General features: G+C 64.6%; 23 protein-coding genes. 18 read left to right on the top strand and 5 right to left on the bottom strand.

Annotation, left to right across the window (positions count from 1 at the left end; translation table 11 throughout):
- The first annotated feature begins 187 nt into the window (after window positions 1–187).
- Window positions 188–1,360, top strand: a complete 1,173-nt coding sequence (locus HWX09_RS24345; RefSeq protein ID WP_027782243.1) for an FAD-binding oxidoreductase — start codon at window positions 188–190, stop codon at window positions 1,358–1,360.
- Between the two features lie 98 nt (window positions 1,361–1,458).
- Here the strand turns inward: HWX09_RS24345 and HWX09_RS24340 are convergent, their stop codons facing one another.
- The gene (locus HWX09_RS24340) at window positions 1,459–2,640 is read right to left on the bottom strand and encodes a serine hydrolase domain-containing protein (RefSeq protein WP_027782244.1); all 1,182 of its coding nucleotides are present in this window, start codon (window positions 2,638–2,640) and stop codon (window positions 1,459–1,461) included.
- Window positions 2,641–2,919: 279 nt separating this feature from the next.
- Here HWX09_RS24340 and HWX09_RS24335 point away from each other — a divergent pair, with 279 nt between their 5' ends.
- Together HWX09_RS24335 and HWX09_RS24330 are read left to right on the top strand one after the other, a co-directional pair.
- Window positions 2,920–4,047 carry an aminotransferase class V-fold PLP-dependent enzyme gene (locus tag HWX09_RS24335; RefSeq protein WP_027782245.1) on the top strand — a complete coding sequence of 376 codons (1,128 nt, stop codon included), beginning with the start codon at window positions 2,920–2,922 and terminating at the stop codon, window positions 4,045–4,047.
- A gap of 96 nt (window positions 4,048–4,143) precedes the next feature.
- Window positions 4,144–4,713 (top strand): YdeI/OmpD-associated family protein, encoded by a 570-nt coding sequence (locus tag HWX09_RS24330; protein WP_027782246.1) that lies wholly within the window; start codon window positions 4,144–4,146, stop codon window positions 4,711–4,713.
- A gap of 77 nt (window positions 4,714–4,790) precedes the next feature.
- Here HWX09_RS24330 and HWX09_RS24325 read toward each other — a convergent pair whose 3' ends face one another.
- A complete protein-coding gene (locus HWX09_RS24325) occupies window positions 4,791–5,366 on the bottom strand; it encodes a TetR/AcrR family transcriptional regulator (RefSeq protein WP_027782247.1) in 576 nt (191 codons plus the stop codon).
- 146 nt (window positions 5,367–5,512) lie between these two features.
- Here HWX09_RS24325 and HWX09_RS24320 point away from each other — a divergent pair, with 146 nt between their 5' ends.
- On the top strand, window positions 5,513–6,205 hold the full coding sequence (locus HWX09_RS24320; protein ID WP_027782248.1) for a glutathione S-transferase: 693 nt from the start codon (window positions 5,513–5,515) through the stop codon (window positions 6,203–6,205).
- Window positions 6,206–6,467: 262 nt separating this feature from the next.
- Window positions 6,468–7,166, top strand: coding sequence for a class I SAM-dependent methyltransferase (locus HWX09_RS24315; protein ID WP_027782249.1), 699 nt, complete (start codon window positions 6,468–6,470; stop codon window positions 7,164–7,166).
- A gap of 150 nt (window positions 7,167–7,316) precedes the next feature.
- Here the strand turns inward: HWX09_RS24315 and HWX09_RS24310 are convergent, their stop codons facing one another.
- Entirely contained in the window at window positions 7,317–8,288 is a 972-nt protein-coding gene (locus HWX09_RS24310) for a LysR substrate-binding domain-containing protein (RefSeq protein WP_027782250.1), read from the bottom strand.
- Window positions 8,289–8,422: 134 nt separating this feature from the next.
- On the opposite strand from HWX09_RS24310, the gene HWX09_RS24305 reads away from it, so the two are divergent.
- The 6 genes from HWX09_RS24305 to HWX09_RS24280 all read left to right on the top strand — a co-directional run bounded on the left by HWX09_RS24305 (window position 8,423) and on the right by HWX09_RS24280 (window position 15,518).
- Window positions 8,423–10,723, top strand: a complete 2,301-nt coding sequence (locus tag HWX09_RS24305; protein ID WP_027782251.1) for an NADP-dependent malic enzyme — start codon at window positions 8,423–8,425, stop codon at window positions 10,721–10,723.
- Window positions 10,724–11,250: 527 nt separating this feature from the next.
- Entirely contained in the window at window positions 11,251–12,516 is a 1,266-nt protein-coding gene (locus HWX09_RS24300; protein ID WP_027782252.1) for a DUF6402 family protein, read from the top strand.
- 8 nt (window positions 12,517–12,524) lie between these two features.
- On the top strand, window positions 12,525–13,169 hold the full coding sequence (locus tag HWX09_RS24295) for a hypothetical protein (RefSeq protein WP_230469064.1): 645 nt from the start codon (window positions 12,525–12,527) through the stop codon (window positions 13,167–13,169).
- Window positions 13,170–13,429: 260 nt separating this feature from the next.
- Window positions 13,430–14,629: a PLP-dependent aminotransferase family protein gene (locus HWX09_RS24290; RefSeq protein ID WP_027782254.1), complete on the top strand. Its 1,200-nt coding sequence runs from the start codon at window positions 13,430–13,432 to the stop codon at window positions 14,627–14,629.
- Window positions 14,630–14,641: 12 nt separating this feature from the next.
- Entirely contained in the window at window positions 14,642–14,836 is a 195-nt protein-coding gene (locus tag HWX09_RS24285) for a hypothetical protein (protein ID WP_027782255.1), read from the top strand.
- Between the two features lie 94 nt (window positions 14,837–14,930).
- Entirely contained in the window at window positions 14,931–15,518 is a 588-nt protein-coding gene (locus HWX09_RS24280) for a pyridoxamine 5'-phosphate oxidase family protein (protein ID WP_027782256.1), read from the top strand.
- A gap of 23 nt (window positions 15,519–15,541) precedes the next feature.
- On the opposite strand, the gene gcvA is transcribed toward HWX09_RS24280, so the two are convergent.
- Window positions 15,542–16,432: a transcriptional regulator GcvA gene (gene gcvA, locus HWX09_RS24275; RefSeq protein WP_027782257.1), complete on the bottom strand. Its 891-nt coding sequence runs from the start codon at window positions 16,430–16,432 to the stop codon at window positions 15,542–15,544.
- 134 nt (window positions 16,433–16,566) lie between these two features.
- On the opposite strand from gcvA, the gene HWX09_RS24270 reads away from it, so the two are divergent.
- From HWX09_RS24270 to HWX09_RS24240, 7 genes are all read left to right on the top strand, one after another.
- The gene (locus tag HWX09_RS24270) at window positions 16,567–17,271 is read left to right on the top strand and encodes an SDR family oxidoreductase (RefSeq protein WP_027782258.1); all 705 of its coding nucleotides are present in this window, start codon (window positions 16,567–16,569) and stop codon (window positions 17,269–17,271) included.
- A gap of 203 nt (window positions 17,272–17,474) precedes the next feature.
- Window positions 17,475–18,752: an epoxide hydrolase gene (locus HWX09_RS24265; protein WP_027782259.1), complete on the top strand. Its 1,278-nt coding sequence runs from the start codon at window positions 17,475–17,477 to the stop codon at window positions 18,750–18,752.
- Window positions 18,753–19,118: 366 nt separating this feature from the next.
- A complete protein-coding gene (locus tag HWX09_RS24260; RefSeq protein WP_027782260.1) occupies window positions 19,119–20,162 on the top strand; it encodes an alpha/beta hydrolase in 1,044 nt (347 codons plus the stop codon).
- Window positions 20,162–20,704, top strand: coding sequence for a cytochrome P460 family protein (locus tag HWX09_RS24255; RefSeq protein ID WP_027782261.1), 543 nt, complete (start codon window positions 20,162–20,164; stop codon window positions 20,702–20,704). The genes HWX09_RS24260 and HWX09_RS24255 overlap by 1 nt, the downstream gene beginning before the upstream one ends.
- A gap of 273 nt (window positions 20,705–20,977) precedes the next feature.
- Window positions 20,978–21,325, top strand: a complete 348-nt coding sequence (locus HWX09_RS24250) for a DUF4148 domain-containing protein (RefSeq protein ID WP_027782262.1) — start codon at window positions 20,978–20,980, stop codon at window positions 21,323–21,325.
- An 84-nt stretch (window positions 21,326–21,409) separates the two neighbouring features.
- Complete coding sequence (locus HWX09_RS24245) at window positions 21,410–22,201, top strand: alpha/beta hydrolase (protein WP_027782263.1); 792 nt, start codon at window positions 21,410–21,412, stop codon at window positions 22,199–22,201.
- Between the two features lie 76 nt (window positions 22,202–22,277).
- Window positions 22,278–23,678 carry an amidase family protein gene (locus HWX09_RS24240; protein ID WP_027782264.1) on the top strand — a complete coding sequence of 467 codons (1,401 nt, stop codon included), beginning with the start codon at window positions 22,278–22,280 and terminating at the stop codon, window positions 23,676–23,678.
- Window positions 23,679–24,147: 469 nt separating this feature from the next.
- On the opposite strand, the gene HWX09_RS24235 is transcribed toward HWX09_RS24240, so the two are convergent.
- Window positions 24,148–25,098, bottom strand: a complete 951-nt coding sequence (locus HWX09_RS24235; RefSeq protein ID WP_027782265.1) for a LysR substrate-binding domain-containing protein — start codon at window positions 25,096–25,098, stop codon at window positions 24,148–24,150.
- Between the last annotated feature and the right edge of the window lie 24 nt (window positions 25,099–25,122).

The raw sequence follows: 25,122 nt of genomic DNA, 5'->3' as shown, positions 1-25,122 counted from the left end.
CGGGCTTTCGCGGCGATGCCGGACGTGCTGAAATAGCCGAAGCGATCGTCGAGTAAGCCTGCCCGCGCGACGCCGTGCGAGTCGCGGCACGAACCACCCACGGGCGCGGCCGGCTGGCGAGAGCCAGCGCAAGCCCGTTATCAGCGTGAACAGGCCCTGAGCCTGTTGCGAGCAACCGGAGTCAGTCGTGAGTTCTCAAGTCGTCATCGTCGGCGGTGGTGTGATCGGCAGCTCGATCGCGTATTTCTTGCGCGCCACCGATCCCACGGTCGCCGTGACCGTCATCGAACGCGATCCCACCTATGCAAGATCGTCGTCGGCGCTGTCGGCTGCGTCGATTCGCCAGCAGTTCTCCACGCCGCTGTCGATCGAGATGTCGCTGTTCGGCATCGACTTCCTGCGCACGATCGGCGAACGGCTCGAAGTGGACGGCAACCGGCCTTCGATCGATCTGCACGAAGGCGGTTACCTGTTCCTCGCGACGCCGGCCGGCGACGCGACGCTGCGCGAGAACCATGCGCTGCAGACGAGCCTCGGCGCCGATATCCGGCTGATGGACGGCGACGCGCTGCGCGCGAGGTTTCCGTGGCTCAACGTCGACGATCTCGTGTCGGGCGCGTACGGCGTGAGCGGCGAAGGCTGGTTCGACGGTTACGGGCTCGTGCAGGCGCTGCGCAAGAAGGCGCAGGCGCTCGGTGCGCGCTACGTGCCGGCCGACGTGAAGGACGTCGTGCGCGACGGGCGCCGGATCACGCATGTCGTGACGGGCGACGGCGAGCGCTACGCGTGCGACACGCTGGTCAACGCGGCCGGCGCATGGACGCGCACGCTGTCGTCGATGATGGGCATCGACATTCCCGTGTATGCACGGCGGCGCAGCATCTTCAACGTATCGTCGCCGGCGAAGCTCGCCGATTGTCCGCTGCTGATCGACCCGACCGGCGTGTATTTCCGGCCGGAAGGGCGTACGTATATCTGCGGCACGTCGCCGAGCCCGGATCGCGACCCGGACGACCTGCCGCTCGACGAAGTCGATCACGACCTGTTCGACGACGTGATCTGGCCGACGCTCGCGCACCGCGTGCCGGAATTCGAGGCGCTGCGCGTCGAGAATTGCTGGTCCGGTTACTACGAGTACAACGTGTTCGATCACAACGCGATCATCGGCTACCACCCCGAACTCGACAACGTCGTGTTCGCGAACGGCTACAGCGGCCACGGGCTGCAGCAAGGGCCGGCGACGGGGCGTGGCGTCAGTGAACTCATTCTGGGCGGGTGTTACGACACGCTCGACCTGTCGTCGCTCGGCTGGGCGCGCGTGCTCGAAAACCGGCCGATCGTCGAAAAGAACGTCGTGTAGCGCGGCGTGACCGCCCGGTATGGGGTGGGCGGGATTCTCCTTGTGTCTCAAACCCGTTGGCCCGACTTCGTCGGGCCTTTTTTTGTCGCACGGGCCGGTTACCCCGCGCCGTAGACGGCGTCCCGCAGATCGAGCGTGTACTGCCCGTTCATGCCTTCGTAGAGCGTGTTCGACAGCGACACGACGGTGAGCCCGCGTGCGCGGTCGACGAACCACGAATGACCGTAGACGCCGCCCCAGCGCCAGGTGCCGACCGATTCCGGCGACGCGGCCGCCTGCGGATCGTGCAGCACCGAGAAGCCGATTCCGAAGCCCGCGCCCGGCAGGTCCGGCAATTCGAGATCGCCGGTCTGTACGCGGCCCATCTCGTCGACCAGTTCGGCGGGCAGGATCGCGCCGCCGCCCGCGCGCAGCGTGTCCAGCACCGTCAGCACGTCGCCGGCGCTGCCCACCATCCCGGCGCCGCCCGATGCGAACGCGTGTGCATTCAGCGCGCGCGACGGCGAGTACGTGACGCCGACGAACCCGTCGACGATGGGCACCGTCTCGTTCTCGACGAGCCGGTGCGGCCGCGGCGTGTCGTTGACGTACGGCGTGGCGAGCCTCGCCGGATCGCGTGCGACGAAGCCCGTGTCGCGTGCACCGAGCGGGCGCAGCACGAGCGCATCGATCGCGTCGGCGAGCGGCACGCCGCAGACGGCTTCGATCAGCGCGCCGATGACGTCGATCGACAGCGAATAGTTCCAGCCGGTGCCGGGCGCGAACAGCAGCGGCACACTGGCGATCCGGCGCAGGTTTTCGGCGAGCGTGATCGATGCGCCATCGAGCCCGTCGGAGACACCTGCGCGCGCATAGGGACCGTTTGCGTCGGTTTCGTTGAAGCGATAGTCGAGACCGGCGGTATGCACGAGCAACTGGCGCACCGTGATCGTCGGCACGCGGCCGTCGGGCAGTGCCGGACGGAACGCGGGCAGCCAGCGCGCGACATCTTCGTCGAGCGACAGCTTGCGTTGTGCGACGAGCGCCATCGCGGCCGCCGAGACGATCGGCTTCGTCACCGACGCGAGCCGGAACAGCGTGTCCTCGCGCATCGGCGTACCCGATTCGCGGTCCGCGAGCCCGGCGGCGCGGCGATAGACGAGTTCGCCGTCGCGGGCGACGAGGACGACCGCGCCGACGAGGCGCTCCGTGTCGAGCTGGCGGGACAGGACCGCGTCGATGCGCTCGGCGAGCGCGGGATCGGTTGACGACTGCAGTGACGATGCGGGAGAGGAGGTCATCGAAATTTCCGTCGTGAAAGGGCCTGGTCGACATGTTATGGGACGCTTGCCGCATGCGTCGTTAACCCTTACACGGAAAAGGGGCGATGTACGCGGCATGGGCTGGCGTCGACGAACACCGAGCCCGGCAGCAGACAAAATATGCGCCAATCGGCCGGCGCCGTTCGTTAGAATCTGCTTTCGTCGAGGAAATGACGCATTTGCATGGGTGCAGAGCAGTATCGAATCGAAGACGCTGCTCGTCCTGATTCCATCGTTCATCTTTCACCGGAGGCGAGCATGCCAGGTTTACTTCCCGATGTTGACCGCGAGGGGCTCCTCGAATATTCGGTGGTGTACACCGATCGCTCGGTCAACCATATGTCGCAGCGCTTCCAGGGCGTCATGCGCGACATCTCCGCCACGCTGAAAAAAGTCTACAACGCGAAGGCGGTCGCGATCGTCCCGGGCAGCGGGACGTTCGGCATGGAAGCCGTGGCGCGACAGTTCGCGACGAACAGGAAGTGCCTCGTCATCCGCAACGGCTGGTTCAGCTTCCGCTGGTCGCAGATTTTCGACATGGGCAGTATTCCGTCCGGAACGACGGTGCTGAAGGCGCGTCCGGTCGAGGCCGGCAGGCAGGCCGCCTACGCGCCGGCGCCGATCGACGAAGTGGTCGCCGCGATCAGGGAAAACAAACCCGATCTCGTGTTCGCGCCGCACGTCGAAACCGCCTCCGGCATGATGCTGCCCGATGCGTACCTGCGCGCGGTGGCCGATGCCGTGCATGCGGTCGGCGGCATGTTCGTGCTGGATTGCATCGCGTCGGGCACCGTGTGGGTCGACATGCAGGCGAGCGGCATCGATATCCTGATCAGCGCGCCGCAAAAGGGCTGGAGTGCATCGCCGTGTTGCGCGATGGTCATGTTGAGCCCGCTCGCGCGCGAGCGCATCGATTCGACGACCAGCACCAGCTTCGCGTGCGACCTGCGCAAGTGGCTGCAGATCATGGAAGCATACGAGGGCGGCGGCTTCGCGTATCACGCGACGATGCCCACGGACAGCCTCACGACGCTGCGCGACGTGATGAAGGAAACCGACGCATACGGTTTCGACAAGGTGAAGGCGGAACAGCTCGAACTCGGCGAGCGCATTCGTGCGCTGCTGACGGAGAAGGGGTTCAGGAGCGTGGCCGCGCCAGGGTTCGAGGCGCCGGGTGTCGTGGTCAGTTACACGGACGATGACGGTATTCGCACCGGAAAGAAGTTTGCCGACGTCGGTTTGCAGATCGCGGCGGGGGTGCCGTTGCAATGCGACGAGCCGGCGGATTTCAAGACCTTCCGGCTCGGGTTGTTCGGTCTCGACAAACTGAACGATGTCGATGGCGCGGTGAAGCGGTTTGCCGATGCGTTGAACCGGATTCTTTGACGCGGTCGTGCGGAATGAGTTGCTTCGGTGGCCGCCGCTCGTTTGTCGATCGGTGGCTTCCGAATCGTTGCAAACTCAACGATTCAGGATCGTGACATGACCGAATGCGCGCTGACATTTGCCAGTCAGGCCGAATGGGAAAGCTGGTTGGGGCAAAACGGCGGCACGTCGACCGGAGCATGGCTGCGGCTCGCGAAAAAAGGCGCGGGGCAGCGAACCGTCACCTATGAAGAGGCGGTGGAAAGCGCGCTCTGCCACGGCTGGATCGATGGCCAAAAGAAGGCCGAGAGCGAGCAATACTGGTTGCAACGTTTCACCCCGCGCTCGGCGAAAAGCATCTGGTCCAAACTCAACAAGGACAAGGCCGAAGCGCTGATTGCCGCGGGCAGAATGCGCGCGGCCGGCATGGGCGAAATCGAGAAGGCGAGGAAGGACGGCCGCTGGGAGGCTGCTTATACGTCGGCGAGCAACTCGATCGTGCCGGACGACCTGCAGGCGGCTTTGGACGCCAATCCGAAAGCCGGGAAGTTTTTCGCGACGCTGAACAGCCGTAATCGCTACGCGATCCTGTTCCGGATACAGAACGCGAAGAAGCCCGAAACGAGGGCGCGCAAGATCGCGGAATTCATCGACATGCTGAAGCGGGGCGAGACTTTTCATCCGTAGCGCGTGGATCGCGCGATTGAACGTCGCGCGTTCGCGAATTATTCTTCATCGTTCGAAGTCGCGTCACCGTTGCGCTGCTACGCAGGCAAAAGGCCCGCTTTACGATAATTGTCGATCAGCGCGTCATAGAGCGAGAGATCGCCGCGACTCCTCGCGATGAGCTGCGCGCCAGCGATGGCGGCGAAGATTGCCCGCGCCCGCTGTTTGCTCTCCCGAGCGCTGACCACCGCTGCTGCGGACAGAACCTTGCTGAGCCACGCCACGTTCACGTCGGCGAAAGCCAGGACTTCTTTCATCACGACTTCCGGCAGATCGTCGGTTTCGGCGGCCATGAAGCTGCAAAGGCACAGACGGTTGCCGGTCTCGAGCGCCTTGCGGAAAGTGTCCGGATAGCGACGCAGGCAGTCCAGCGGATTGCGCGATCCGGCCAGCATGTCGTCCAGCGCCGCCGCCGAATCCTCCCGATAACGCTTCGCTACCGCTGCGCCGAGATCGGCCTTGCTTTCGAAGTGGTGGTAGATGCTCGCGGCCCGGATCCCCACCTCGTTGGCGAGGTCCCGATAGTTCAACCCGCCGTAGCCGTGCGTCTGCGCGAGCCTCGTGGCGGCTGCCAGAATTCTTTCTCTCGAGTTCGAACTCGCGTCGTTCGTCACCGCTTCAGCCTCCGCGCACAGGAAATGGGTGTTGACACCCCGGATTGTACCTTATATGGTTAACCTAACAAACGTTAGGTAGATTCATGGACGACGTGTTTTCACGTCGTCCGATCCAGTGCAACCGACTACGGAGCGCCCCTGCAATGACTTCCAGTAACAGCGATTACGACACAGCCCGACTTCCCGTGATGAAGATCCACGATTTCCCGACGGGGCCTTATCCGACACGCGTGCGCATCGCGTTGGCCGAAAAGGGGCTGCAATCGCGCGTCCAGTTCGTGATGGTCGATCTTTACAAGGGTGAGCATAAAAAACCCGAGTTCATCGCCGGCAAGAATTATTCGGGTACGTTGCCGGTGCTGGAACTCGATGATGGAACCTGCATTGCCGAATGTACGGCCATTACCGAGTACCTCGATACGCTCGATGGCGTACCCGTGCTCACCGGCGGCACGCCACGCGAAAAGGGCATCATCCACATGATGAGCAAGCGGGCCGAGCTGGAGCTGCTCGACGCGATCAGCGTTTATTTCCATCACGGCACGCCGGGGCTGGGCCCTGATGTCGAGACGTATCAAAACCCGGAGTGGGGGTTCCGTCAACGCGACAAGGCGCTGAGGGGGATGCGCTACTTCGACGCCGTTCTGCAAACCCAACCGTATGTCGCGGGCGAGACGTTCTCGATGGCCGACATCACCGTCATCGGTGGTTTGATTTTTGCGATGCTCGTGAAACTGCCGGTGCCTGAGGAATGTGATGCGCTTCGAGCCTGGTACGCGAGAATGCTGGAGCGTCCGAGCGTAAGGAACCAGCCGGTGTTTGCTACGTTGATCTGAACAGCCGCTGCAACTTCGCTGATGACGGACACGTGATATGAGCGAACGGATGAAGGCGCTGCCGCATCAAGCAATACAAAACACTGCGGCAGCCTACAATGGTTCGAGCCATGTCACGCCGTCCGTGACAGCGAGTGCGGCCACGCCGATGATGCGGTCAGTCTTCGAGCCGTTGGTCCGGGGTGGTGGCAACCGACGTTGCATGCGTGGGCCGGTCGCGTGACGACGATTTATTTTCCGCGGCAATCCTCAGGGGATTAAATTGGAGCAGATCGGATATTCGTGGCCCACCTTTGATCGAATCACGCAGCATCTGATCAAGCTCATCAACCCGGCGAAAATACTGGATATCGGAGCCGGAGGCGGCAAATACGGGCGCCTGCTCAAGAAGGTCGTGCCGAATTGTCATTTCACGGCGCTGGAATGCGACGTGGAGACACATCCGATCCTGATCGAGAATGGATACGACGACATCATCGCCGGGGTGAGCGACACGCTCTATGAAAGATCGGGGGATACGTACGATACGGTGATTCTCGGGGACGTCATCGAGCACATGCGTCATTCGCAGGGCCGCGACTTGCTGGAGTTCCTGAACTACCGGGCGCGATACATCATCATCTCGACGCCTGAATGCATGCCAATGAGAGGGGCGTCGTATTTCGAGAGTCATAATTCCGTGTGGCGCCCCGATTCATTCATGTGGCATGATTTTTGGGCCCATCAGCAATGCGGAATCATGCATTTTTATCTGCTGCGAGGGCATCTCGACTGGAATGCGATGGGGCTTGATGCACTCGTGAACTCCTCCAACGCGTCGAGTCTGTTCAATACGCGCGCCCACGATGAACAGGAAGCCGGCGATGAAAAATTGCTCCAGCCGGTCGATCTGAAGCTTCATGACTACCGGTACATGGAGAAACTGGAAGGCGACCGGTATGCAATATTCCGCCCCGTATGATTCGATGAAAGGGCTCTGCCGCCCATCAATACGCGAAGCGCTTTTCTTACCGTACAAGCAAACGCTACGACAGGGGCGAGGGTGCCGACCACGTGCTGAGCGCCGAGCGCCCGGAAATTCTGCGTCGCCTCGCCGTCGGCAAGTAGCGCGTTATCGCTGCGCGTCCCCGTACGTCTCCTTGCACACCCCGCGTAGCGCGTCGACGAGCAGATCGCGCGCGGGCGATTGCGAATCGGCGGCGCGCGTGAACAGCGCGATGGGCGGCAGCGTCCACACCAGCGAATAAGGCACGATCGCCACGCCGGCGATCCGCACGAGTTCTTCCGCGATATCGGCCGGCACGATCGACACGGCCTCGTCGCTCGACGCGATCATTTCGCCGATCAGCTTCGACGAGTAGCTTTCGACGATCGGCACGGGCGGCGCGATGCCGGCCGACAGGAACAGGTCGGTCACCTGTTCGCGCATCGGCGTATGCGGCGCGCCGAGAATCCAGTCGAGCGCATGCAGCTTGTGCCAGTCCAGCGGCGTGCGGGCGAGCTTCGCCGCCAGCCGCCGGCTCGCGATCACGCGCGGCTGCTGCTGGTACAGCACCTCAAACGAAACCTGCCCGAGATCGATCGCCGACGACGCGCGCCCGATCACGATGTCGACACTGTGATCCCGGAGTTGCAGCAGCAACTGATCGCTGGTGCCTTCGTGAATCGTCACGGTCAGGCGCCGCTCCATGCGCGCTTGCAGCCGCTTCAGCGCCGCCGACAGCATCTGGCCGGAGATGAACGGAATCACGCCGATGTGCAGATGGGCCGCATGCCCGGCGGCGACGGCCTCCATCTCGCGGGCGAGGTGGTCGAGATCCTTGATCATCGCCTTCGCCCGTTCGAGCACGACCGCGCCGAGCGCGGTGGGCCGCATGCCGCGCGACGAGCGCTCGAACAGCGGCGTGCCGAACATGCTCTCCAGCTCGGACAGCGCGTTCGTCACGGCCGGCTGGCTGCTCGCCATGTGCTCGGCGACGCGTGTCAGCGACCCGTGCTGCTGGATCTGCAACAACAGCACCAGATGCCGAATCTTCAGACGAGCGCCGAGCCGCCTGACGACGTCGTTCGCGTCAAAATTCATTGACTGGTCATGTACTCATAAGAAAAAAGTGATGGACCGATATTAAAACAGAATCATCACGTTATGGCGGGTCCCTAGAATCCCCTTCATGGATCGCGCCGGGACTGGCCTGGCGCCCACGCCGGGACCAAAACATGAAACAGACAGAGACACAGCAGCAGGCCGCGTTCGACTATCACGAGTTTCCGACCCCCGGGAAAATCTCGGTGGTAGCGAGCAAGCCGCTGGTGACCCAGCGCGATCTGGCGCTGGCCTATACGCCCGGCGTGGCGAGCGTGTGCGAGTCGATCGCCGCCGATCCGCTGCAGGCGCACCGTTTCACGAGCCGCGGCAACCTCGTCGGCGTGATCACGAACGGCACCGCCGTGCTTGGCCTCGGCAACATCGGCCCGCTCGCGTCGAAGCCGGTGATGGAGGGCAAGGCCGTCCTGTTCAAGAAGTTCGCCGGGATCGACGTGTTCGACATCGAGATCAACGAGACCGATCCGGACAAGCTGGTCGACATCATTGCCGGCCTCGAACCCACGTTCGGCGGCATCAACCTCGAGGACATCAAGGCGCCGGAATGCTTCACGGTCGAGCAGAAGCTGCGCGAACGCATGAAGATTCCCGTCTTCCACGACGATCAGCACGGCACGGCCATTACCGTTTCCGCCGCGTTCATCAACGGGCTGAAGGTCGTCGGGAAGTCCATCAAGGAAGTGAAGGTCGTGACGTCGGGCGCCGGTGCGGCCGCGCTGGCGTGCCTGGACCTGCTGGTCGACCTCGGGCTGCCGGTGGAAAACGTCTGGGTGACCGACATTGAAGGTGTCGTCTATCGCGGCCGTACCACGTTGATGGATCCGGCCAAGTCGCGCTTCGCGCAGGAAACCGATGCGCGCAAGCTCGCCGAAGTGATCGGCGGCGCGGATGTGTTCCTGGGGCTGTCGGTGGGCGGCATTCTCACGGCGGAGATGCTGAAGGAAATGGCGGCGCGTCCGCTGATTCTCGCGCTGGCCAACCCGACGCCGGAAATCTTCCCGGAACTGGCGCATGAGACGCGCGACGACGTCGTCATCGCGACGGGCCGCTCGGACTACCCGAACCAGGTCAACAACGTCCTGTGTTTCCCGTACATTTTCCGCGGCGCGCTGGACGTGGGTGCGACGACGATCACGCGCGAGATGGAGATCGCCGCGGTGCACGCGATCGCGGGGCTGGCAGAGGAAGAGCAGAACGAAGTCGTCGCGGCGGCCTACGGGGCATACGACGTGTCGTTCGGCGCGCAATACCTGATTCCGAAGCCGTTCGACCCGCGCCTGATCGTGCGGATCGCGCCGGCGGTGGCGAAGGCGGCGATGGAAGGCGGCGTCGCGACGCGTCCGCTCGCGAATCTCGATGCGTACGTCGAGCAGTTGCAGCAATTCGTCTATCACTCGGGCGCGTTCATGAAGCCGCTGTTCGCGACCGCGCGTCAGCTCGTGCGCGACGGCGGCAAGGCGCGGATCGTGTTCACCGAAGGCGAGGACGAGCGTGTGCTGCGTGCGGTGCAGGTGATCGTCGACGAGAAGCTTGCGCGGCCGATTCTGGTCGGGCGTCCGGAGGTGCTGCTCGCGCGCATCGAGCGATTTGGCCTGCGCTTGCGTCTCGGTCAGGACGTCGAAGTGACCAATCCGGAATACGACGAACGTTTCCCGCAGTACTGGACGAAGTACTGGGAACTGCGGTGCCGCGACGGTATTTCGAAGGAAATGGCGCGCGTGGAAATGCGCCGCCGCCTGACGCTGATCGGCGCGATGATGGTGCAGCTCGGCGATGCGGACGGGATGATCTGCGGGACGGTGGGCGAGTATCACAATCACCTGCGGTTCGTGGACGAAGTGATCGGCAAGAAGCCGGGGGCGTCGACCTACGCGGCGATGAACATCCTGTTGCTCGATCAGCGGACGGTCGCGCTGGTGGATACGCACGTGAACGACAACCCCGATGCGGAGCAGATCGCGGAATTCACGATCGCGGCGGCGCGGCAGATGGAATGGCTGAATCTGACGCCGAAGGTTGCGCTGCTGTCGCGGTCGAATTTCGGGTCGGGGAGTGCGGCTTCGGGCGTGAAGATGCGCCGGGCGCTGGAGATCGTGCGGGAACAGGCGCCGGATATCGAGGCGGATGGCGAGATGCATGGCGACTGTGCGCTCGATGAAGGGCTGCGGGCGAAGCTGCTGCCGATGTCGCCGTTGAAGGGGGCAGCGAATCTGTTGGTTTGTCCGAACGTGGATGCCGGCAACATCGCGTACAACCTGCTCAAGACCGAGGCGGGGAGCAATGTGGCGGTGGGGCCGTTCCTGTTGGGCGTGAACGCGCCCGTGAACATTCTGACGTCCAGCGCAACCGTGCGGCGGATCGTGAATATGGCTGCTTTAACGGTGATTGAGGCTAATCGGGGTGTGGGTGGGTGATTGATTGGGAGGCGAGGGGCGGCTACGGACGCCCCTCCGTTTGTCGGCATTGGGCCATGAACCGCCGTTGAAAAATAAAATGCGAGCGGCTGCTGGAGGCTGTAGCCGGTCATGGATATCCGTGCGCCGGCCGACAGCGATTTTCACTCGATGCACCGGTCACCGAATTTGAACGCGCCGCGCTCTGTTCAGGAGGTCGAATGGTGCGTCCATACTGAATCCACTGCCCGTTCCTCTGACTCGAGTTTGGCGTACCTGACGCCCGCCGAGTTCAAACAGCAGTATTGTTCAACTGAAGCAACCGAGGCCGTTCTCCAAGACTGAAGTGGCTCGAAAAAATCGGGCTGGTCAGAGCGACCTGAGACAAAGCCTCCCGTATCAATTGCTATCCAGATATCTGGTTATTGTCCCAAGATTCATGATTATCTCCTGCTTGGGTCGATTTAACAGTTGTTTTCATTGCTATTGCAGGCCTGCTTGGGCTTCGATTACGTTAGCGCGGTTTCATTCAGAGGCGCTATCCACCCATGCCCGTTGTCAAAAAAATCCCGTATTACCAGATGGAACCGCGACTTTTATATTCCGGCAAGCATTGGAAATGCTACTCGGGCGTCGTCGGGTGCGTTCCCATCGACACGCAGCAAAAAATCTCGTTCGCCAGGCTTGCGCCAAACGAGCAGCCACCTCCACCTCCGCCTCCGCCCAAGGTAGCTGCTCCAGCCACGCCGAAGAAGGCGCCAGCCTCTGCTCCAGTACCAAAGCCGCCCGCCAAGCCGCAACCGAGCGACCAGCCTCAAGATGCCGAGCAAGCCGACAAACTGCCCAGGTTTGATCTGCAGGACATTCCCAAAGCGATGGAGAAGATGGGCTGGCCCATTTCGGCCAAGTTGGCGCGAGAATGGTTCGCCAGCCCCAAGCATGTCTACAACAACGATCTCAACTCTGTACAACCGCTCGACGACACGACGGTTACCCTGGATTGGGCATTGAAATTTCGCGGTGCATCCGGGCAATTAAAGCAACTCGTCCGGCAAGCGATTTACACGCCGAACGCTGCGCGAGTAGCCACGAAAATCTTGGTGCCCGTGATCGAGACGAGTTTCTCGGGCGGGCAGTTGAACGCGGCAGGTATCGCTGTCGACACTTCACCCTTTCTCAACGATCTGCTCCAGTTTCACATCGCGTGGGGATTTCAATTTCAACCGGTATCCTCCATCGATACGCTCGACGGTATCGCGATGACCGATCTGACCGGCGCCCTGGCGAACTTCAACTTCTACGCTGCCATCGGGAAGGCGACCGTCAATGGCGAGCGCTATTACAAGTACGAAGGCAAGAGCAAGATATTCTGTCTCGAGCCGGTGGCGCAGATTACCCACGTCTATGTCTACATCAAGGACAGCTACTCGTTCAACGATGATTCGCCTTCGAAGAGCCAGTATCTCGGTCACTGGAACAAGAACGGGATGATTTTGTCCTACGTCGCGGCCGTCAACGATTTTTTCAAGAGCAGCAACTTGAACGTCGGAAACTCGAACGTTGAGGAGTGGCGTTATCTCCCTAAGGGAGAAGAGGTCAATAAGCCGGTTGACAAACGGACCGGCCTATTTCGGAAATTTTTGGCGAAGGATGTCTACTGGCCGGTACATAACAGGACGTACCGGGACTGGAGGTCGGTGCATAATCGTGGCGGCGACTTCATGGTCTACAGTAAGCCCAAACTCATCAAGCTGGACAAGCCGATCATTCTGAAAATTGACGCCATATGCAGAACCATTCCGGCCGAGAAGTGAAAGCGGCCATGACCATCTTCAAAGTGGCCTCGTCTGTGGTCGCCATCTGTCTGATTGCCGCTATCGGATGGTTGTTCGTGCCGGTCGACGTGAGGAACGCGATCACGCTTTTCTTGCTCCTGAATGCGAAGGTGGCGATCTTCGCCATCACGTCGATCATCTTCGTGTTCTATCTGTACCGGCTTGTCAGAAATTACAACCGTTTCAGCCGAGCGAAGCGCATAGGTCTGGCGATCGTCACGCTCGGCTTTTTGACGTTCGTCTACCTGATCGGCTTTCGCGGGATCATGACCGATGACACCGATTGTCAGCGCTTCAATTACAACGCCAAGCTGAACGGCGGTATCAAACAGATCGACGGCGCGACCTACATCGTGAACATCTGCGGAAGCGGTCGTCACGGCGATGGCTTTTTCGCGGATCAAAATGAGCAGGTCAAAATCGTCGTAGCCGATGCCCGCGGATCGACGTTGGCCACTCGGCTTTCTTTCGTTTTCTGGGGCGGGCGGCCCGGCCACGAGCCGATCGAGGTCCGCGACGGCAAGTTGATCTACTTCGATGCGTCGGATCGGTATGACGGCACGCGGTCGATCCCGATGCCGCCCAATACGCTCGATTGGGTCGCGGCGAGAATTCCGATTCGGCTTCGCTGAGAACGGTCCCGTTGCGCGGGTAGGCGTCGCGAGTGGTCGCGCATGCGGGGATAGCGCCCGCTCCGCATCGACCCTGCGTCCGGTGCCCCTCCCCCATTTGATGACCAAACCGCAAGACCTAGTGCATAGATATCGTTTGCCGAGCCCTTAATGACTATCGACAATCGTGGCTCGAATTCACCGCCGCGGCGCCAGAAGCGCCGCGGTGGCCGGCACGCGACGGCTATCCCGGCCGTCCGCGCCCACCCGCTCACGACGACATGTACGCGTTCACGCCCTCATTCCAAAACCCCGCCGGTTCGCCGATCCGCGAGTTGTTCAAGTACCTGTCCGAACCGGGCATGATTTCCTTCGCGGGCGGTTACCCGGCCAGCGACCTGTTCGACGTCGACGGCCTGAATGCGGCCGCCGAACGCGCGTACGCGCAGCCCGTCCGCTGCCTGCAATACGGCCCGACCGATGGCCTCGCCGAACTGAAGCAGCAACTGATTGCGCTGATGGCGCGTCGCGGCGTCGCCTGCACGTCGGCCGAACTGCTCGTCACGACCGGCTCGCAGCAAGGGCTCGACCTGCTGCTGCGCGTGATGGTGTCGCCGGGCGACGTCGTGCTGACCGAACAACCGGCATATCCGGCCACGCTGCAGGCGATGCGTTTGCAACAGGCGCGCATCGTGACGATCCCCGTCGACGGCGAAGGGCTCGACGTCGATCGTCTCGGTGAACAGCTCGCGTCCGGCGCGATCGCGCAGCCGAAGCTGCTCTACACGGTCCCGACCTTCGCGAACCCCACGGGTGCGACGCTTACACGCGAACGCCGGCTGAAGCTGCTGCGTCTCGCGGTGCAATACCGTTTCCTGATCGTCGAGGACGATCCATACGGCGACCTGCGTTTCGCGGGCGAAGCCGTGCCGTCGATGCTCGCGCTGGCCGGCGAAGTGGACGGCGCGCGCGACTGGCTCGTGCATTTCGCGAGCCTGTCGAAGATCGTCGCGCCGGGATTGCGCGTGGGCTGGACGATCGCGCCGGCCGAAATCGCGCGGCGCTGCGTGATCGCGAAGCAGACGGTCGATCTGTGCAGCGCGCCGTGGACGCAGGCCGCCGCCGCCGAATACCTGGCCGACGGCGCGCTCGAACGCCATCTGCCGCGCATCACGGCCGCGTACCGGCGCAAGTGCGACGCGATGTGCGACGCGCTGCGCGACGGTTTCGGCGATGCGATCGAATTCCATCGTCCCGAAGGCGGGATGTTCGTGTGGGCGCGGCTCGGCGCGGTGCCGTCGGACGTGCTCCTGCAACGGGCGATCACCAACAAGATCGTGTTCGTGCCCGGCAAGGCGTTCTTCGCGGACAACGTCGACGCAGCGTCGCTGCGCCTGTCGTTCGCCGCGCCGGACGTCGATGCGATCCGGGAAGGCGTCGCGCGCCTCGTGCGCGCGTACGGTGCGGCGCTGGCCGCGTAAGGAGACATCGACATGACGGTTACCATCAACGAAACGGTATCGACGGGCGCAGCAGCATCGGGCGCCGGCGACAAGCGGCCGGCGAAGCATCGCTCGTCGCAGATCAGCGCGGGGCCGCAATATGTGGCCGACGTGCTCGGCCGCTTCGGCGCGGAGCCTGCGACCGATGCCGGCGATGCGGCGCAGGTCGTGCTCGGCTACAACTGAGCGGCGCACGGGCGGCGGCGCATCGCATGCGAGCCGTCGCCGAAACAAACGGTTAAGCTTGCGCGATCGAAACACCGACGATCGCCGCCGCCTCATGTCCGACTCGACCTCCGAATCGCTCGCGCAAACCTACGACCGCCTGTGGTCCTGCCTCGAATCCGGCGTGCGCGTGCAGCGCTCGCCGTTCACGATGTTGCAGGCGGCGACGCTCGGCCTCGATGGCGCGCCGAAGGTCCGGACGATCGTGTTGCGTCAGGTGAATCGCACCGAGCGCGTGCTGTCGTTTCATACCGATGCACGCTCGGCGAAGGTCGCGGAGTTGCGTCGCGATCCGCGTCTCTCGATCGTCGCCAATGATCTCGATGCACTCGTGCAGATTCGTGCGGAAGGTGTTGCGTCGATCTGCGAAGACGAAGCGCAACGGCGTGCGATCTGGGAAGCGAGCCGCCCGCATACGTTGCTGCTGTATCGCGCTCCGTTGCCGCCCGGTACGCCGGTCGCGTCGCCCGAAGTCGCGCATGTCGACGGCGCCGCACCCACCGGAGACGGCTACGAAAACTTCTGCCTGATCCACATGACGGTCACGCGCATCGACTGGCTCGAACTCGCGCGCGCGGGCCATCGTCGAGCGGTATTCGACCTGAACGAAAGCGGCTACGACGCCCGCTGGATCGCGCCCTGACGCGAACCCGGCGCACGAGCCGTTCAAGTCCGCCCGTCCGACGCGGCCCGGATCATCCATTCGCGCATCACCGCGATCGCGTCGTCGTCGCGGCGTTCGGCGGGATACACGAGATAGAACCCCACCGACAGCGGAAACGCGAAGTCGAACGGCTTGCACAGCCGTCCGGCGGCGATGTCGCGCTCGACGAGCGGCTCGGTCGCGAGCGCGATGCCCTGGCCGGCGACGGCCGCATCGATCGCGAGCGACGTCTGGTTGAAGCGCAGCCCCTTGTGCGGATCGACGTCGACCGGTTCGGGCATCGCCGCGAGGAACTCGTGCCACAGGTCGTGCGCGTCGTGCAGCAGTACCTGGCCGGCGAGCGCACGCGGCGAAGCCGGCGCGCTCAGCACCGAAGGGCTGCATACCGCATGCACGTCGAGCGGGAACAGCGCATGGGTGGCGAGATGCTTGCCGAACGGCGGCTTGCCGTAGCGGATCGCGAGATCGACGCCATCGTGGCGAAACGTCGCGATCTGCGGGTCGGCGATCACGCGCACGTCGTAGTCGGGATGCGCGTCGGTGAACTGCGCGAGCCGCGGGATCAGCCACTTCGACGCGAATGATGGCGTCGTGCTGATCGTCAGCGCGGCGCGCCGTTTCACGAGCTTGTCGGTCGCGTCGGCGATCGCGTGCAACGCGCGCTGCACGTCGGAGAAATACGCGGCGCCGTCGTGCGTGAGCGCGAGGCCGCGCGGCAGGCGCTCGAACAGCTTCAGGCCGAGCACGTCCTCGAGGTGGCGCACCTGCTGCGCGACGGCGCCCTGCGTGACGCCGATCTCGTCGGCGGCGGCGCGGAAATTGAGGTGCCGCGCCGACACTTCGAACGCACGAAGCGCATTCAGCGGGGGCAGGCGGGAAGGGCGTGGCGGCATCGTCAGGCTGTAGAAAAACTATCGGCTGCCGGCAGAAATACTGGTTCGACAGCCGGAATCGATGCGCCTACATTACCACCATGGCGCGCCGAATGGCGGCTGCGCGGCGGCAGCATCGGAACAAGGAGCGGATCGTGACTGTAGAAAAAGTAGCGTTGATCACGGCGGCGGGCAAGGGCATGGGCGCGGCGATCGCGCGGGAACTGGCGGCGACCGGCTACCGCGTCGCGCTGATGTCGCCGTCGGGCAGCGCGGTGGCGCTCGGCGAGGAACTGGGCGGCTTCGGCATCAAGGGCTCGGTGACGGAAGAAGCCGATATCGACCGGCTCGTGCAGGAAACGGTCGCGCGCTACGGGCGGATCGACGCGGTCGTGAACAACACCGGCCATCCGCCGAAGGGCGAGCTGCTGGCGATCACCGACGACAACTGGCACGCGGGGCTCGACCTGATCCTGCTGAACGTGGTGCGCGTGATGCGCCGCGTGACGCCGATCTTCCAGAAGCAGGGCGGCGGCGCGGTGGTCAACATCTCGAGCTTCGCGGCGGACGCGCCCGAGCAGCCGATGCCCGTGTCGTCGGCGCTGCGTGCGGCGCTGAGCGCCTGGACGCGCCTGTACGCGGAACGCTATGCGGCCGAGAACATCCGGATGAACGCGGTGCTGCCGGGCTTCATCGACAGCTGGCCGGAAACGCCGGAGATCGTCGCGCGCATTCCGGCCGGCCGCTTCGGCAAGACGGGCGAGATCGCGAAGACGGTCGCGTTCCTGCTGTCGGACGGCGCGGGCTACGTCACCGGGCAGAACATTCGCGTCGACGGCGCGATCGTCAAGGCGCTCTGAGCGTCACACGGGCGAGCGGCGGCGAAAGCGTGTTGGCTCGCCGCGCAACGGCTACAAACGCGTACAAATCAGACAAATCCGGGATACATCGAACCTTTCAAATGGGCGACGCCGCGTGGCCGGGGCGCGCCGGATTGAAAGCCAAGGCGCGAGCCCGCGCGCGGCATGTTCACTTTCCACTTCACGAAAGGAGATGCCGAACGATGTCTTCCACACCGTTTTCCCCGATGCGTCGCCACCTGCTGGCCACTTCCGTGGCCGCCGGGGTCTCGGCGATGCTGCCCACCGCGCTGCATGCGGCCACCGGCGCGAGCGGCATACGCCCGTTCACCGCGCACATTCCCGATGAAGCCGTGGCCGACCTGCGCCGTCGGATCGCCGCGACGCGCTGGCCGGGCCGCGAGACCGTCGCGGACGAATCGCAGGGCGTGCGGCTCGCGCGCATGCAGGCGCTGCTGCGTTACTGGGGCACCGACTACGACTGGCGCAAGGGCGAGGCGCGCCTGAACGGTTTCCCGATGTTCATCACGGAAATCGACGGGCTCGATATTCATTTCATTCACGTGCGGTCGCGGCACGAGAACGCGATGCCGATGATCATGACGCACGGCTGGCCCGGTTCGATCTTCGAGCTGGTGAAGGCGATCGGCCCGCTGACCGACCCGACCGCGCACGGCGCGAGCGCGGACGATGCGTTCCACGTCGTCGTGCCGTCGCTGCCCGGTTTCGGTTTTTCGGGGCAGCCGACGAAGACCGGCTGGGGTTCCGACCACATCGCGCGAGCGTGGGGCGAGTTGATGGCGCGGCTCGGCTATACGCGCTTCGTGTCGCAGGGCGGCGACTGCGGCTCGGTGATCTCGCACCGGATGGCGATGCAGCGCGTGCAGGGGCTGGCCGGGATTCACGTCAACATGCCGGCGACGGTGCCGCCGGACATCGCGACGCTGCTCGCGACCGATGCGCCCGCGCCGGCTTCGCTGTCGCCGAAGGAGAAGGCCGCGTACGAGAAGCTCGCGACGTTCTATCGCGACAACTGCGGCTACTCCGCGATGATGGTCACGCGTCCGCAGACGGTCGGCTATGCGCTTGCGGATTCGCCGTCCGGCCAGGCTGCGTGGATGTACGACAAGATCTCGCAGTGGACGTACAGCGGCGGCGTGCCCGAGCGCTCGATTCCGCGCGACGAGATTCTCGACGACATCTCGCTGTACTGGCTGACGAACACCGCGACGTCGGCCGCGCAGATCTACTGGGAGGATCACTCGAACAACTTCAACGCGGTGGACATCTCGCTGCCGGCGGCGATCACGGTGTTTCCGGGCGAGATCTACCAGGCGCCGCGCAGTTGGGCCGAGCGCAGTTATCACAACCTGATCTACTTCAACGAAGTCGACAAGGGCGGGCACTTCGCCGCGTGGGAGGAGCCGGAATTGTTCGCGCGTGAAGTGCGTGCCGGGTTCCGGCCGTTGCGGCGCGTGTAAGCGGGTTGCACGACGAATGCGGGGCGGCCTGTCGCGCGGCTCGTGTTCGTTTTCAGGTAACGGCTTGCAACGCCTGCGCAAACCGCTTGTGCGCCAGATACGCTGTTCTGACGCAGCATCGCACCGGGCCGCGTGTGCCGCGCGGCGGTGCCGAAGCGTCGTTTTCTCGCGTTTTTTGAATCGCCGTGTGTCGTGTTCGCACACGGATACGTTGAGATACAAAGCCTCCCGATGGTTCGGATATAAAACCGGTGAAGCGATTCACACGGCGGCGCGGTGCCATGCGCTGCCGCTGCGAACGGCGATACCCGATTGCCCGCACGTGCCGCGGGCCTTTCCTTACCGATCGACAATGGAGAACGAGTCATGTCTGATACCGTGAACACCCGCCGCCGCCTGATCCTGGGCACGACGCTGGCGAGCCTGAGCCTGGCCGACCTCGGCTTCGGCGCGCTGGCGCATGCGCAGTCGGCGGCCGATGCCTCGACGGCGAAGCGCGCGGCCGGCGCCGCGTCGCTGGGCACGATCCACCAGATCGACGCGGGCGTGCTCAACGTGGGTTATGCGGATCTCGGGCCGAAGCAAGGCCCGGTCGTGTTCCTGCTGCACGGCTGGCCGTACGACATCTACAGCTACGCGGAAGTCGCGCCGCTGCTCGTCGCGGCCGGCTATCGCGTGATCGTGCCGTACCTGCGCGGCTACGGCTCGACGACGTTCCGCTCGGCCGACACGGTGCGTAACGGCCAGCAGGCGGTGACGGCCGTCGACATCATTGCGCTGATGGATGCGCTGAAGATCGACCGTGCGGTGTTCGGCGGCTACGACTGGGGCGCGCGGACGGCCGACATCGTCGCGGCGCTGTGGCCGCAACGCGTGAAGGCGCTGGTGTCGGTGAGCGGTTACCTGATCGGCAGCCAGGCGGCGAACGCCAAGCCGTTGCCGCCGCAGGCCGAACTCCAGTGGTGGTATCAGTTCTACTTCACGACCGAGCGCGGCGAGCTCGGCTACGCGCAGAATCGCGATGCGTTCAACAAGCTGATCTGGCAACTTGCGTCGCCGAAGTGGCAGTTCTCCGACGAAACTTATGCGCGCTCGGCCGCATCGTTCCGGAATCCCGATCACGTGGCCGTCGTGATCCACAACTATCGCTGGCGGCTCGGGCTCGCGAAGGGCGAAGCGCAATACGACGACATCGAGCGGCGTCTCGCGGCCGGGCCCGCGATCACCGTGCCGACGATCACGATGGAAGGCGATGCGAACGGCGCGCCGCATCCTGACCCGGCCGCGTACGCGAAGAAGTTCACCGGCAAGTACCAGCACCGGACCATCACCGGCGGCATCGGCCACAACCTGCCGCAGGAAGCGCCGCAGGCATTCGCCGATGCGATCCTGCAAGTGGAGCATCTGTGATGCGGGCCCGCGCGGGAGTGAGGCGGCGCGGTGCGCGCCATGTGCTCGTCGCAGGCGTGCTGCTGGCCGGTGCGTGGTCGGCGAGCGGCCCGGCCGCGTTCGCGGAGCAGCCGAAACCGGCCGCGGCCGCGTCGCCGATCTACGGCGTGACGATTCCGCCCGGCTACCGGAAGTGGGAAATGGTCGCGCCGGCCGAAGAGGCCGCACCGCTCGACGAGCTGCGCGTGGTGCTCGGCAACCCGGTCGCGATCCGCGCGCTCGAACAGGCGACGCTGCCGTTCCCGGACGGCACGATCCTCGTGAAGCTCGCCTACAAGCGCAAGCAGTCCGACGAGTTTCCGCCCGCGACGGTGCCCGGGCAGGCGACGACCGTGCAGGTGATGGTGAAGGACTCGCGCCGCTATGCCTCGACGGGCGGCTGGGGGTTCGGGCGCTTCATCAACGGCGTGCCGGCCGACATCGGCCAGCATCAGACCTGCTTTGCGTGCCATCAGGCGCGGGTGAAGAACCACGACTACGTGTTCACGCGGCTCGCGCCGTGACGTGACACGGCGGTGTGAAGCGAAAAGGCGTGCCCTGCGAGGCACGCCTTTTTCGTGGTGCGGGGGAACGGCGGAGCGCACCGGCAAGCGGGTTTGTATCGCACTGTATCTGCGGCCGCTCCTGAAAAACTGGCATGCAGAAAGCCCCGGTTTCGGAAACATGCCGGATACGTGCGCGGGTTCTACTGTCGACATGCAGAAAACGTTCGGTGCCAGACGTTCACACCGGATGCCAAGTGATCGACACCTCAACTTCGTTCAAGGAGAACCCTCATGAAAGCCGCTCGAATCCTCGCCGTTGCCGTCCTCGCCGTCGCACCCGCCTTGTCGTTCGCCGATACCGGCCACGGCCTCACGCGTGCCGAAGTGCGCGCGGACCTCATCCGTCTCGAGAAGGCCGGTTACAACCCGGCCGGCAGCGAAGCGCATTACCCGGACGACATCGCCGCCGCACAGAACGCCGTCGCGGCTGCCGAGCAGGTCGCACGTTCGGACCAGAACGGCCCGTCGAAGTCGCAAGACGACAACATGGCCGATGCGTCGACGCCGGCCGGCCATCGCGATGCCGCGCAGTCGCGTGCTGCCCGCAACGCCGCCGACGACCTGTACGCGCATTCGTGATTGTGCGCCGCGCCTGCCGCATGCAGGCGCGGCCCTCGCTGCGGTACTTCAGTTGGACAACACGACAAACAAAGGAGCATGACGATGGCCGGTTTGATGAAACGCGTTCTGGTATCCGCCACGGTAATCGGCGGACTGTTCGGTGCGGTTGCGGCGCAGGCCGCGCCGAAGGAAGACCTGAAGGGCACCAACGTCGTGCTCGTGCACGGCGCGTTCGCCGACGGGTCGAGCTGGAACCGCGTGATTCCGTTGCTCGAGGCGCGCGGGCTGCACGTGGTGTCGGTGCAGAATCCGCTGAGCTCGCTCGCCGACGACGCGGCCGCGGCGAAGCGCACGATCGACGAACAGAAGGGGCCGGTCGTGCTGGTCGGCCATTCGTGGGCCGGCGTCGTGATCAGCGATGCGGGCAACGACGACAAGGTGAAGTCGCTCGTGTACGTCGCGGCGTTCGCACCCGACAACGGCCAGTCGATCGCCGACGTCACGCAGGGGCTGCCGGCACCGTCATGGGCCGGCGAACTGCGCAAGGACGCAGGCGGTTTCGCACGGCTCTCGGACAAGGCGATCGCGCAGGATTTCGCGCCGGATCTGCCGCCCGCGCAGCAACGCATCGTTGCGGCGACCCAGGGGCCGTGGTATAGCGGGTGCATCTCGGAGAAGGTCACGCAGGCCGCGTGGCATGCGAAGCCGTCGACGTTCGTCGTCGCGACGCAGGACCGGATGATCGATCCGACGCTGCAGGAGGCGATGGCGAAGCGGATCGGCGCGACGGTCACGCGCGTGAACGCCAGCCACGTCGCGATGCTGAGCCAGCCGAAGGCCGTGGCCGACGCGATCATCGCCGCCGCCGAGCGCGCGAAGCACGATACGCAGTGAGCGAATGCGGCGCCGCGCTTTCGTGAGAAGGCGCGGCGCGTGAGTGATGGTGATGTCTTTCCACCCAGGAGAAGTCATGACGCAACTCTGGCAGCTGTCGGCAACCGAACTCGCGAAACGCGTGCGGCAGCGCGACGTATCCGCGCGCGAAGTGGCGGACGCGGTGCTCGATCGTCTCGACGCAGTGAATCCCGCGATCAACGCGGTGGTCGAACACCGCCCCGACGCCGTGCGGCGGCAGGCCGACGAAGTCGATCGCGCAATCGCGCGCGGCGACGATCCGGGGCCGCTCGCGGGCGTACCCGTCACCGTGAAGATCAACGTCGATCAGGCCGGCTTTGCGACGACCAACGGCACGCGCCTGCAGGAAAACCTGATCGCGCCCGCCGACAGCCCGGTGGTCGCCAACATTCGGAAGGCCGGCGGGGTATTGCTCGGCCGCACCAATTCGCCGACGTTCGCATTGCGCTGGTTCACGTCGAATCTCGTGCATGGCCATACGCGCAATCCGCGCAATCCGTCACTGACGCCGGGCGGATCGAGCGGCGGCGCGGCGGCGGCGGTGGCCGCCGGGATCGGCCCGCTCGCGGTCGGCACCGACATCGGCGGCTCGGTGCGCTACCCGGCCTATGCGTGCGGCGTACACGGGATCCGACCATCGCTTGGCCGCGTGCCGGCGTTCAATGCGTCGTCGCCGGAGCGCGCGATCGGCGCGCAACTGATGTCGACGGCCGGGCCGATCGCGCGCACCATCGACGATCTCTCGCTCGCGCTGCGTGCCTTCTCCGCGCCGGACCCACGCGATCCGTGGCACGTCGCGGTGCCGTTCGACGGGCGTGAGGTGCCGAAGCGCGCAGCGCTGTGCGTGCGTCCGCGAGGCCTGGAGGTCGCGCCCGAAGTCGAGGCCGCGTTGCGCGATGCCGCGCGCCGGCTGGTCGATGCGGGCTGGACCGTCGACGAGATCGACGATACGCCGCCGATGCGCGAGGCGGCGCTGTTGCAGGAGCAGCTATGGCTCGGCGACGGGTTCGGCGCGCTGGCGAACGCGGTCGAGCAAGATGGCGATCCGGGCGCAGCCGCGGTGATCGCCGCCGTGCGCGGCAAGGTGCGCGATCTGCCGGCCGACGTGATCAGCCGCGCGCTGGTCCGGCGCACGACGCTGACGCGGGCGTGGCGGCTGTTTCTCGACGAATATGCGGTGCTGCTGCTGCCTGTTTCGTCGGAACTGCCGTTCCCCGACGATTTCGACCGGCAAGGGCCGGACGGTTTCGATCGCGTGTGGGAAGCGCAGCTCACGTTGCGCGCGCTGCCCGCGATGGGGCTGCCGGGGCTGGCCGTCACGACGTCGCTCGCGAACGGCGTGCCGGTGGGCGTGCAGGTGGTGGCCACGCATCATCGCGAGGATCTGTGTCTGCTCGCGGGGCGCGATATCGAGGCGCGTGGGGTGCCGGTTGCGGTGGTCGATCCGGTGGTGTGATGGATTGAAGAATGCGTGCATCGGCGTGCCGGTCGGCATGACGCCGATGCATCGTCACCTATCCAATATCGCGCGACGGCGCGACGTCGGTCGTTAACAGCTCAACTGAACCGTGGCGACCGTCGGGATATTGGTATTCCCGTCCGAAATACTCGGCATGGCGGAAATATGGCTCCGGGTGAAAAGTTGGTGACGCACGAGAAGCTGACGCTCGTGTTGTTGAGAATCGTCATCGAGACATCGGCTGCTTGCCAATGGAGCGACGTGTTAGTCCACGGCGCTCCCGACCGACGCCGTGCACGTCCCGTTCCCCGTGGTCGACGTGCATGAAATGCTCAGGCGCGTCTGCGCATGCGCTGGCGCTGGCGCTGGCGATGGCCAGCAGCAGCGGAATCGACAGAAGCATGGGCAAGTAAATCTTTCGTGAATGTTTGGTCCGCCGCCGGACGCCACGCGCGACGTGGGCGCGTCAGATCAGCAGCGACACCGTCCTGAACAACGCGAGATCCTCTTTGCGCGCGGAGCGCGCGTGGCGGCGGATGACCTGCAGCAGGCAGTCGATGAAGCAGCGCGCGGCATCGCTCAGCGTGCTGCTGCGGCGCGTGACGATGCCGAGCTCGCGCGGCTCGAAGGTCTCCTTCAGCGACAGCGCGCGCATCCGCTCGCCGAACGGCGGCACGGCGGCGAGAATCGTCGGGCACCACGTGCACATGTCGGCCTGCTCGAGCATCGTCTGCAGCATCGCGACCGACTGCGCGCGCACGATGCGCCGCTCGTCGATCTGTGCGCCGTGGCGCGCGAACAGATAGTCGACGAGCGCCGCCTGGCCGTCCGCCGCGTAATTCAGCACCCAGTCGGTGTCGAGCAGATCGTGGATCGACCGCGCGCGTTCGAGCGGATGGCCGGCGCGCACCATCACCGAGGTCTCGTAACGCAGCATCGGCTCGAACGCGAATTCCTGCGCGCTGCCGGGCTGCACGTGCCCGAGCGCGAAATCCATGCTGCCGTCGCGCAGCAGCGGCTGCGCGACGGCGATCAGCGCCTCGTAGAGTTCGAGACGCACGTCGGGCATCCGTTCGCGAAAACGCAGCACCGTTTCCGCGAGGAACGTCATGGTGAGCCATGGCGTGACGCCGACGCTCAGCCGCCCCTCGACGCGCCCGCGCATCCGTTCGAGATCGCTCTGCGCGTGCTCCAGTTGCTTCAGCACGAGCTTCGCATGCGTGAGCAGCGTTTTCCCGTATTCGGTAAAACCGATACCCTCCGGCGCGCGCACGAGCAGCGGCAGGCGCTCGCTTGCCTCCAGCTCGCGCAACGCGCGCGTGACGGCCGCCTGCGACAGCCCGAGCGTGCGCGCCGCGCCCCGGATGCTGCCGGCCTCCGCGCTCGCGACGAGCGCCTGCAACTGATGCAGCTTCATGGTGCGATACCCGACAACGAAAGG

The organism is Burkholderia sp. BCC1208 (genome assembly GCF_902833095.1).
Taxonomy (GTDB): Bacteria; Pseudomonadota; Gammaproteobacteria; order Burkholderiales; family Burkholderiaceae; genus Burkholderia.
This window is presented reverse-complemented; position numbering and strand designations above follow the sequence as displayed.

Excerpts from the sequence above, each read along its gene's own strand:
- HWX09_RS24340 (WP_027782244.1), bottom strand. The coding sequence starts at position 2,640 with ATGACCTCCTCTCCCGCATCGTCACTGCAGTCGTCAACCGATCCCGCG.
- HWX09_RS24335 (WP_027782245.1), top strand. The coding sequence starts at position 2,920 with ATGCCAGGTTTACTTCCCGATGTTGACCGCGAGGGGCTCCTCGAATAT.
- HWX09_RS24330 (WP_027782246.1), top strand. The coding sequence starts at position 4,144 with ATGACCGAATGCGCGCTGACATTTGCCAGTCAGGCCGAATGGGAAAGC.
- HWX09_RS24320 (WP_027782248.1), top strand. The coding sequence starts at position 5,513 with ATGACTTCCAGTAACAGCGATTACGACACAGCCCGACTTCCCGTGATG.
- HWX09_RS24310 (WP_027782250.1), bottom strand. The coding sequence starts at position 8,288 with ATGAATTTTGACGCGAACGACGTCGTCAGGCGGCTCGGCGCTCGTCTG.
- HWX09_RS24305 (WP_027782251.1), top strand. The coding sequence starts at position 8,423 with ATGAAACAGACAGAGACACAGCAGCAGGCCGCGTTCGACTATCACGAG.
- HWX09_RS24300 (WP_027782252.1), top strand. The coding sequence starts at position 11,251 with ATGCCCGTTGTCAAAAAAATCCCGTATTACCAGATGGAACCGCGACTT.
- HWX09_RS24295 (WP_230469064.1), top strand. The coding sequence starts at position 12,525 with ATGACCATCTTCAAAGTGGCCTCGTCTGTGGTCGCCATCTGTCTGATT.
- HWX09_RS24290 (WP_027782254.1), top strand. The coding sequence starts at position 13,430 with ATGTACGCGTTCACGCCCTCATTCCAAAACCCCGCCGGTTCGCCGATC.
- HWX09_RS24285 (WP_027782255.1), top strand. The coding sequence starts at position 14,642 with ATGACGGTTACCATCAACGAAACGGTATCGACGGGCGCAGCAGCATCG.
- HWX09_RS24280 (WP_027782256.1), top strand. The coding sequence starts at position 14,931 with ATGTCCGACTCGACCTCCGAATCGCTCGCGCAAACCTACGACCGCCTG.
- gcvA (WP_027782257.1), bottom strand. The coding sequence starts at position 16,432 with ATGCCGCCACGCCCTTCCCGCCTGCCCCCGCTGAATGCGCTTCGTGCG.
- HWX09_RS24265 (WP_027782259.1), top strand. The coding sequence starts at position 17,475 with ATGTCTTCCACACCGTTTTCCCCGATGCGTCGCCACCTGCTGGCCACT.
- HWX09_RS24260 (WP_027782260.1), top strand. The coding sequence starts at position 19,119 with ATGTCTGATACCGTGAACACCCGCCGCCGCCTGATCCTGGGCACGACG.
- HWX09_RS24255 (WP_027782261.1), top strand. The coding sequence starts at position 20,162 with ATGCGGGCCCGCGCGGGAGTGAGGCGGCGCGGTGCGCGCCATGTGCTC.
- HWX09_RS24250 (WP_027782262.1), top strand. The coding sequence starts at position 20,978 with ATGAAAGCCGCTCGAATCCTCGCCGTTGCCGTCCTCGCCGTCGCACCC.
- HWX09_RS24245 (WP_027782263.1), top strand. The coding sequence starts at position 21,410 with ATGGCCGGTTTGATGAAACGCGTTCTGGTATCCGCCACGGTAATCGGC.
- HWX09_RS24240 (WP_027782264.1), top strand. The coding sequence starts at position 22,278 with ATGACGCAACTCTGGCAGCTGTCGGCAACCGAACTCGCGAAACGCGTG.
- HWX09_RS24235 (WP_027782265.1), bottom strand. The coding sequence starts at position 25,098 with ATGAAGCTGCATCAGTTGCAGGCGCTCGTCGCGAGCGCGGAGGCCGGC.